Origin of the sequence: Actinomycetospora sp. (assembly GCF_036497585.1) — a bacterium.
Taxonomy (GTDB): Bacteria; Actinomycetota; Actinomycetes; order Mycobacteriales; family Pseudonocardiaceae; genus Actinomycetospora.
On record NZ_DASXJD010000126.1, the window covers coordinates 1 to 8,877 of the forward strand.

The 8,877-nt window shown below is 78.0% G+C and carries 8 protein-coding genes; 5 read left to right on the forward strand and 3 right to left on the reverse strand.

Going from position 1 to position 8,877, the window contains the following annotated elements:
* On the reverse strand, nt 1–363 hold a 363-nt coding region (locus tag VGH76_RS12640), incomplete at its 3' end, for an Hsp70 family protein (RefSeq protein WP_331557035.1).
* Between the two features lie 177 nt (nt 364–540).
* On the opposite strand from VGH76_RS12640, the gene VGH76_RS12645 reads away from it, so the two are divergent.
* The 4 genes from VGH76_RS12645 to VGH76_RS12660 all read left to right on the forward strand — a co-directional run bounded on the left by VGH76_RS12645 (nt 541) and on the right by VGH76_RS12660 (nt 6,394).
* Nucleotides 541–1,119: a histidine kinase gene (locus VGH76_RS12645; protein WP_331557036.1), complete on the forward strand. Its 579-nt coding sequence runs from the start codon at nt 541–543 to the stop codon at nt 1,117–1,119.
* Nucleotides 1,110–1,775 carry a response regulator transcription factor gene (locus tag VGH76_RS12650; protein ID WP_331557037.1) on the forward strand — a complete coding sequence of 222 codons (666 nt, stop codon included), beginning with the start codon at nt 1,110–1,112 and terminating at the stop codon, nt 1,773–1,775. Before VGH76_RS12645 ends, VGH76_RS12650 begins: the two co-directional genes overlap by 10 nt.
* Before the next feature lie 81 nt (nt 1,776–1,856).
* Nucleotides 1,857–3,131, forward strand: a complete 1,275-nt coding sequence (locus VGH76_RS12655) for a hypothetical protein (protein ID WP_331557038.1) — start codon at nt 1,857–1,859, stop codon at nt 3,129–3,131.
* The gene (locus VGH76_RS12660) at nt 3,125–6,394 is read left to right on the forward strand and encodes an ATP-binding protein (protein ID WP_331557039.1); all 3,270 of its coding nucleotides are present in this window, start codon (nt 3,125–3,127) and stop codon (nt 6,392–6,394) included. Before VGH76_RS12655 ends, VGH76_RS12660 begins: the two co-directional genes overlap by 7 nt.
* On the opposite strand, the gene VGH76_RS12665 is transcribed toward VGH76_RS12660, so the two are convergent.
* Nucleotides 6,363–7,181, reverse strand: a complete 819-nt coding sequence (locus VGH76_RS12665; RefSeq protein ID WP_331557040.1) for a class I SAM-dependent methyltransferase — start codon at nt 7,179–7,181, stop codon at nt 6,363–6,365. The genes VGH76_RS12660 and VGH76_RS12665 overlap by 32 nt on opposite strands.
* Nucleotides 7,182–7,212: 31 nt before the next feature.
* Nucleotides 7,213–8,247, reverse strand: a complete 1,035-nt coding sequence (locus VGH76_RS12670; protein WP_331557041.1) for a methylenetetrahydrofolate reductase C-terminal domain-containing protein — start codon at nt 8,245–8,247, stop codon at nt 7,213–7,215.
* A 234-nt stretch (nt 8,248–8,481) separates the two neighbouring features.
* On the opposite strand from VGH76_RS12670, the gene VGH76_RS12675 reads away from it, so the two are divergent.
* A partial coding sequence (locus tag VGH76_RS12675; protein ID WP_331557042.1) for an MBL fold metallo-hydrolase occupies nt 8,482–8,877 on the forward strand: 396 nt, incomplete at its 3' end.

Consider the following 8,877-nt stretch of genomic DNA (forward strand, 5'->3'; position numbering starts at 1 on the left):
CGCCGGGTGGGTGAGCACGACCCGGCGGGGGGCCTCCCCACGGACCGCCGTGCCGCGGGCGAGGACGTCGCGCAGGATCGCGGCGAGCAGGTCGCCCGCTGGCTGGGAGCTCTCACCGAGCAGTACCGGCGCGGGCTCCCCGAGACGGCGGCGGACCCCGAAGGCCGCGTGGGCCGGGTCGCCCGCCGCGCGCCGGGCGGCGAGCTCGCCGGTGACGAGCGAGGCCTCGTCGCGGCGGTGCACCATGGCGGGCACCGTGGTCGACCGGTCCCCGAGGGCGACCATCTCGACGCGGTCGTCCTCGGTGGCGACCGCCGCGGCGACGGCGGTGCCCCCCAGGTCGACCCCGAGGACATGGGTCACGGCCTCTCCCTCCGCGCGTGGCCCACGCATCGTAATGACATCCGCAGCGGCCGGGGGAGGTCCGGGCGTCATGATCACGAACCCGACGCGCCGGCCGCTGTCAAGGGGGACAGCCCTACCTCGCCGGAGGGCGGACCCCCTGCCCGCCGGGACCCGCGGCCGGGACCCTGGTGCGCCATGAGCGACGCCAGCGACGACCGCCGTCGCCACCGCGAGCGCTGGCGTCGCCGGCTCTGCCTCGAGCGCCAGCTGCACGACGGTGCCGCGCTGCGCATCTCGTCGATGGCCCTGCGGCTCGGCGCGCTCGACCGCGATGCCCCCGCACCGGGGGCCCTGCGCCGCGACATCGACGCCCTCCAGGACGAGGTGGCGGCCGCCCTCGAGGAGCTGCGGGCGGTCGCGGGCCAGATCTACCCCCCGCTGCTGCACGAGGCGGGGCTCGGCCCGGCCCTGCGCGAGCTCGTCACTGCCCGCGGCGCCGACGTCGCCCTCGACGTCACCGCGGACCGCGCGGAGCCCGCGGTGGAGGGTGCGGTGTACTTCGCCCTGGTGGATTGTCTGGAATCGTCGCCCGGACCGCTCGCCGTCAGGATCCGGACGGAAGACGGATCCGCATCCGAGGAGGACGTCGTGGTCGTGGTCATCGAGGGGGCGGACCCCGTGCTCGCCCCCTCCGTCCTGGACGAAGCGGGCCCTCTCGGGGGCACCGTCGACGTCACCAGCGGCTCGATCACCGCGAGGTTCCCGTGCGCGTAGCGCTCGCCGAGGACGGCGCCCTCTTCCGCCAGGGCCTGGTCATGCTCCTCGAGGCGGCCGGGCACGAGGTCGTCGCCTGCGTGGCGGGCGGCGACGAGCTGGTCGCGGCCCTGGCCAACGACCCCGTCGACGTGGCCCTGCTCGACATCCGCATGCCCCCGGAGCCCGACGGCGGCCTCGTCACCGCCGAGCGCCTGCGCGCGGCCCACCCGGACATGGGGCTGCTGTTCCTGTCGCACTACGCCGAGTCGCACTACCTGGTGCGCATCCTCGAGATCGGGACCGAGAAGGTCGGCTACCGGCTCAAGGAGAAGGTCGGCAGCGTCGAGGTCCTCTCCGACACGCTGTCCCGGATCGCCGACGGCGAGATCGTCATCGAGCCGGTGCTGGCCAAGCGCCTCGTCGAGCGGCCGCGCAACGACCGCAAGGACGTGGTGGCGAGGCTCTCCGACCGCGAGCGCGACGTCCTGCGGCTCATGGCCGAGGGCCGCTCGAACGGCGGCATCGCCGGCGAGCTCTACGTCAGCGGCAAGGCCGTCGAGAAGCACATCGCGAGCATCTTCGACAAGCTCGGCCTGCACGGCGACGCCTCCGTGCACCACCGCCGGGTGCTCGCGGTGCTGACCTACCTGCGCTCGCAGCGCGGCGAGAACTGACACCCGCCGGATCCCCCTACCGCGTCGCCCGCGACCCGCCTACTCTCCGTGCTCGACGCACGGGGACGGAGCGGCGCAACGATGGACCGGACGGGCACGGCACCGGTGTGGCGGGCACTGTCCGTCGTGGCCGTGGTCGCCGTGTGCCTCGTCGTGGCCCTGGTGGTCGGCCAGGCGGTCCTCGGGCCGGCGATCGGCCCGCTGCTCGCGCCGTTCGGGGGCGCCGGGCTGGCCGCGGGCGTCCTCGCCCTGATGGCGCGGGGCCGCGGCGACGACGAGCCCGCCGCCGGTCCCGCGGGCCGGTCCGCGCTGGTCGCCGCCACCGCGCCGCCGTCGCTCCCGGCGCTCGCCCGGGTGCTGCGCGAGGGCACCGACGCGGCCCACGCCGAGGTCTGGCTCGCCGTCCCGGACGGCCTCGCAGCCCAGACCGCCCCGGACCGGGTCGCCTCGCTGGTCGAGCTCCTCGTTCGCCCCGACGTCGACCACGCCCTGCCCCTCGTCGACGGCGGCGAGCTGCGCGCGGTCCTCACCCTGGGCAAGCCGGGACGGGCCGTGACCGCGGCGGACCGCGACCTCGTCGCCGAGGCGGGCGCGGGCGCGGGCCTGCTGCTCCGCGTGGCCGCGCGGGGCGCCGAGCTGGCCGAGCGGGTCGCGCGCGCCGACGAGCTCGCCCGCGAGACCGAGGAGTCACGGCGCCGGCTCGGGCGGGCGCGGGAGGTGGAACGTCGGCGGTTGGTCGGCGAGCTGGGGGGCGCGACGACCGAGCGCCTCGCGTCGTTCCGGACCGCCGTCGCCGCGCTCGGCGAGTCCCTGGAGGAGGGCCTCGAGGAGCCCGAGGACGACCCCGCCCGGCAGGAGGCCGCCGAGTTCGCGGGCCACCACCTCGAGACCGCCCGCGAGCGCCTCGAGGAGCTGCTCGACCGGTTCCGGGTGATCGCACGCGGCGTGCACCCGGCGGTGCTGCGCGACCAGGGGCCGCGGGCCGCGCTCGAGGAGGTCGTCGCGGACCTGCCCCGGCCGGTGGGCCTGACGGGCCGCCTCGCCGCGCGGCTGCCGTGGGAGGTCGAGTCCGGGCTCTACTACGCGGCCGCCGCGGCCCTGCACCTGCTCGGCGGTGCCCGCGAGGGCGAGGGACCCCTGGAGCTGGCGCTCGAGCAGGGCGACGAGCACGCCGAGGTCCGGGTGACCGACGCCGGGGCCGACCCGGACGCGACCCGCGCCGCCCTCGCCGACGACGCCGACCGGCTCGCCGCCCTCGGCGGCTCCCTCGAGGTGGCCGTCGACGACGGCGGGCGGACCGTGCTGCGGGCCCGGCTGCCCACCCAGCTGCGCCCGTTGGTGGGGTCGCCATGGTGACGACGAGCGCCGCCCGCCCCGTGGCCGCCCCGACGAGGTCCACGGGCGGTGGCGAGCGGTGGTGGCTGGCGGCCTTCTGGGTTGTCTTCGGCGCGGTCTCGGTGCTGGCCCTGGTGTGGCTGACGGTGGGCGCCCTGGTGACGACGCCGCTGAACGAGCCGCCCGGGCAGGCCGTCGTCGACTACTTCGCGAGCGGGGTCGAGCTCGTCGTCGCCGTCGTCCTGCTGCGCTGGGGCGGGCGTTCCTGGTCGGGCCGGCTGCTGGCGCTGGCGATGGTGGGCTCCGCGGGCGCGTTCAACCTGCAGGCGCACGCGGCCACGCTGGCGGTGCAGGAGGCCACCGGGATCGACATCGGTGAGGCCCACCAGGTCCTGCTGCACGGCGTCGCCGGGGCCTCGTTCGCCGGGGCGCTGCTGCTGCTCCCGGCCGAGATCGCCGGGACCCCGGTGCGACGCCGCGCCGTGCCCGTGGTCGCGGGTGTGGTGCTGTTCGCGGCCGGGCTGGGGACCGCGCTGCTGCCGCACACGGTGAGCTGCGTGGTGTTCTTCGGCTTCGTGGTGCCGGTGCTCGGCATCGCCGCGATCGCGCCCGCCGTGCGCCGCGCCCCCACGCCCGAGGCCCGGGCCCGGGCGCGGCTGCTGACGAGCGTGCTGGTCGCCTCGCTCGGCGCGGCGACGGTGCTCGCGGTGCTCACCGTGGTCCTGGTCCTGCTCGGCCGCCCGGGACTGACCCTGGACGACCCCACCGCCCGCCACAGCGCCCTCGGCGGCGAGCCGACCGCGCTGCTGTTCTGGTTCGCCCGCCTCACCGTCGCGGTGATCGCGCTGGCGGTGCTCGCCGCGCGGCGGGCCCGGCCGGCCGAGCGGTGGCTGCGCGGCGGGCTCGCAGCGCTCGTCGTCGTCGTGACCCTCGGCGGCCTCGCCGTCCTGCTCGCCGCGGTGACCGAGGCGGTCACCGGGTCCATCGTGGCGGGCTGGGTGGTGGCCGCGGTGGTGGTCGCGGCGTTGTGGCAGCCGGTGCACTCCCGCACCGAGCGGCTCGCCGAGCGCCTGCTCTACGGCACACGGGCGACGCCCGCGGGGGTGCTCGCCGAGGTCTCCGAGCTCTCCCGGCGCACGGCAGGCGACCCCACCGACCTCGACCGGCTCCCGGAGGCGGTCGGGCGCGCGCTGGGCGCCCGCGCCGTCCGGCTCACCACCCACCGGGACGGCATGAGCGACCGGACCTCGCGCTGGCGGGCCTCCGGGAGCGGGGTGGGAGAGCCCGACGCGTCCTTCCCCGTGCGGCACGAGGGGGTCGAGGTGGGCGCCCTGGCCGTCGACGGCGAGGCCCTCGCCGGGGGCGACGAGCGACGCCGGCTGGTCGCCGACGTCGCCGACGGGCTCGGCGGGGTGCTCGCCGCGCACCGCCTCGAGATCGAGCTCGAGCGCCAGCTGCGCGCCGCGGTCGCCCACGCCGAGGAGATCGCAGTCTCCCGGCGCCGGCTGGTGTCGGAGATGGACAGCGAGCGGCGCGGCATCGAGCGCAACCTGCACGACGGCGCCCAGCACCATCTGGTCTCGCTGCGCCTGACCCTCGGCCTCGTCGAGCACCTGGTGTCGGCCGGGCAGCTGGAGAAGGCCCAGGAGCGCCTCGGGCTGCTCGTCGGGCAGCTCGACACCGCCGAGGCCGTGCTCGCCGAGACCGCGAGCGGGGTGTCGTCGGCGACGCTGCGCCGCCTCGGGCCGGTGGAGACCCTGCGGGCGGACCTCGCCGAGGCCGAACCCCCCGTGACGGTGGCCGGCGAGGGGGTGTCCCGGCACGACGAGGCCATCGAGGCCGCCGTGTACTTCAGCACCCTCGAGGCGGTGAACAACGCCCGCAAGCACGCCGACGGGGCCCCGATCTCGGTACGGTTCACCGAGGTCGACGGCGTGCTGCGGGCCGTGGTGCGCGACGAGGGGCCGGGCTTCACCCCGGAGCCGGCGGGGCCGGGCCGGGGCCCGGGACGCGGGATGCGCAACCTCGCGACGCGGCTGGCGGCGGTGTCGGGGCGGGTCGACGTCAAGTCGGCGCCGGGCGCCGGGACGACGGTGCGCGTGGAGGTGCCGCTGCCGGCCGCCGCCGCTGCCCCCGTCACCCCCGCGGCCGCGGCACCCGCCGGGCCGGTGGCCCCCGAACCGGCGCCCGCCGAAGCGGCGGCCCCCGAGCCGGCACCCGAGCCGGCGCCCGAGCCACCGCCGACGCCGGCGGCTGTCGTGCGCCGCATCCCGGCGGTGCTCCCGCGACTCGGGCCGCCCCGCCGCGGACCCGACCCGGCCGCGCCCGCCGGCCCGCCTCCGGTGCTCCCGCCGTCCGGCTCGGCGCTCTACGACGCCTCGATCGACCTCCTGCGGCAGGTGCTCGCCCGCACCCCGGCGCGGCACCCGGCGGCCGGACCGCTCGCGGCGCTGCTCGCCCGTTGCGGGGCGCTGTGGCGGGTCGGGGTCGCCGGGCCGGACCCGGCCGACGCCACGGCGACCGCGCGGACGCTCGCCGGCGCCCAGCCGCGACCCGGCGTCGTCGTCGACCTCTCCGCGCTGGCGGCGGTCGGGCCCCTCCCTCCGGAGGACGTGGTGGACGTGCTCGTCCTGCTGCGCCACGGCGAGGCCGGCACCTGGGTGCCCGGCTGGCTCGCCGCCGTGCCGACGGTCGACGTGCGCACCGCGACCCCCGACCCCGGTGACGACGACACCGGCGACGACGCCCCCGACGAGGACGGTGTCCTGCGTCTCGTGCTGCCCGGCCCCGGCGCGCCCGACGGGGCCGGCGTCGAGCGGCTCGTCGCGGTGCTCACCGAGGACTGCCGCCCCCGCGCCGCGCGGGTACGGGCCCGGGCCGTCCTCGACGGGGTGGACGCGCTGGCCCGCCGGGCGGGGAGCGACCCGTGGGGTCGGCGGGTCCTCTTCGAGGTCGAGCGCGTGCGGACCGCCGGGGCGCAGGAGCTCGCGGAGTCCGAGCTCGACGAGGCGCTGCGCGCCGGCCGGACCGTCCTGCCCGAGGGCCACCGCGAGTCCGCCGCCCGCCTCCTCGGCCGCGACGGCGCGTCGACGCCGGCCCGCCTGGGCCTGGCCGCGGACGCCGGGCCGGAGGAGATCGACACCGCCGCGCGCGAGCAGCGCGCCCGGTGGCAGCGCCTCGCCGGCCACGTCGCGGCGGACCGGGGCGTGCGTGAGGCCGCCGAGGTGCTCGCCGCCTCCTGCGAGGAGCTGGTCAGCTCCGCCGGACGCGCAGCAGCACGCTGACGACCTCCCCGGCGTCCATCAGCCGCCCGAGGATCTCGTGCTGGTGCCCGGCCTCCCGGTGCTCGGGGTGGTCGCCGTGGTCGCGGGCGATCACCTCGCCGACGGCCTCGGCGCGTCGCGTCCACTCCGGCGGCGGGCCGGGCAGCGACGAGGAGTCCCGCCGGTCGAGCACCTCGAAGCCGGTCGACGCGAGGTCGTCGTGCAGCGAGTCGTCGCTGGGGAAGCTGTTGCTCGGGAAGGCCTCCGAGAGCTCCCGGCGGGCGACCAGCACGAGCAGGCCGAGGTGCCCGCCGGGGCGCAGCACGCGGTGCAGCTCGGTCAGCAGGGCGCGCTTGTCGTCGGTGGTGTCGAGCACGCCCAGGCACCAGGCGGCGTCGACGGCGTCGTCGCGCAGCGGCAGGTGCTCGGTCCAGGCGGCCACCGCGGGCCGGTCGAACAGTCGCTGCGAGGCGGCCGCGGCGTGGGGCATCGGCTCGGCGAGCACCGCCGGCCCCGTCCAGCGGTCGGCGTACTCCCGGATCAGCCAGGCCGTCGGGCCGCCGAGCCCGGACCCGGCGTCGAGGAAGCGGCCGTCCGGGTGGAGGTCGAGGCCCTCGGCGAGCCAGCCGAGGTCGGCCGGGCTACCGGACCCGCGGCACGCCGCCGGGATCGCGTGGTCCTCGCCGAGCTCGGCGACCGCCGCCTCGGTCCACGCGGCCACCGTGTCGAACTCGGCCTCGAGCGACGGGTCGGCGCCCGTCGGCCCCAGGTCGTCCAGGGTCCCCCCGGACCCCTCGGCGGGCAGCACCGGCCACCTCCACCGGTCCGCGCGGACCGAATCACGACGGGGCCGTGACCCGCTCCGCAGCGAGCCGTCGCCCCACCTCCGCCTTGATGTCGGCCGCTGGTACCCAGCCCGCGCGCGAGCCGACACCGGAGAGATTGATCCCGACGACGCCGGGCACCGCCAGCAGCGCCCGCGCCTCGGCGAGGGCGGTCTCGATGCCCGCCTCGACCGGGTCGGGCGCGGTGAGCACGGCCGCCACGGCCTCCTCGTCGAGCTCCAGGCCGGGCAGCGCCGCCAGCCCACGGGCGGTGGCCTCGTCGGTGTAGAGCGCGACGCCCGCGATCACCGGCAGGTCGACGCCGGCCGCGCGGACCCGCGTCAGGGAGGCGTCGAGCTCGTCGGCCCGGCCCACGTGGTTGGTGACCACCAGCGAGGTCCCGGCCCGCCCCTTCTCGGCGAGCACCCGCGCCCGCGCGTCCGCGGGCGGGGCGGCCGGGGCGAGGGCGGACGTCGCGACGAGCCCGGCGGCGGCGGCGAGGTGGGCGAGGCGGGTCGAGTCGAGGTCGAACACCCGGCCGACCTCGGGGCGCACTCCGGGGCCGCGTCCGTCGCCGGTGACGCACAGGACGCCCTCGACGCCGAGGGCCGCCAGCCCCGCGAGCTCCTGCTCGAGCACGACGCGGTTGCGGTCGCGGCAGGTCAGCGTGATCCACGGCCGGGCGCCCGCGGCGTGCAGCTCGGCGGCCATCATCGTGGGCGGGAAGTCGGGCACGTCGTGGTGCTCGCCGACCAGCAGCGCGTCGCTGTGCTCGGCGAGCCGGCGGGCGACGTCGCGCAGGGTGGCCACGTCGTAGGGCGGGACGGACAGGTCGGTGAGCACGACGGGGCGCCGCGTGGCGGTGTCCAGCAGCCCGCCCGGCACCGGCGGCATCCGCGGCGGGGTGGGGCCGTCCCAGCGGCGGACCGGGGCCGGGTCACCGGCGGCCCACGGGCAGGGGAGCGCCACATCGAGCTCGCAGGCGCCCTCGGGACGGACGCCGCCGCAGGGCCCGAACACCATGCGCTTGGGACATACCTCCACGGTCATGTCACCAGGGTTCCCGGGAGATCGTCGGCGACGACGCCCACCCCCGGGAGTGGAACTCGGCCGCTGTCCGGACGGCGGGGGTGACCCGTCCGTCCGGAGGGGATGCCGCCGTGCGGGTGGGACGTGATCGCGAACACTCCTACGGTCGGGGGCGGGCCGGTCGAGGCCTGTTGCCACGAGTCGGGCGGCCGCGCGTGCGGTCCGTCCGGCCGCGTCCCACGGCGAGGAGGCCGCGTGCGGGTACGGGTGCTCGGAGCGGCCGCCGGCGGCGGTTTCCCGCAGTGGAACTGCTCGTGTGCCGGCTGCCGGGCGGCCCGCGTCGGCGCCGCGACCCCCCGCACGCAGTCCTCGATCGCCGTCGAGGCCGACGACCGGTGGTTCCTCGTCAACGCCTCGCCCGACGTGCGCCAGCAGATGACGGCCTGCCCCGGCCTGCGTCCCCGCGAGGGCCGGGCCACCCCGCTCGAGGCGGTGCTGCTCACCGACGCCGAGATCGACCACACGCTCGGCCTGCTGCTGCTGCGCGAGGGTCGCGGGGTGACCGTGCACGCGACCCCGGCCACGGAGGCCACGCTGCGCCGCGGCACCGGGTTCCTGACGACGCTCGAGCGCTACTGCCCGGTGACCGTG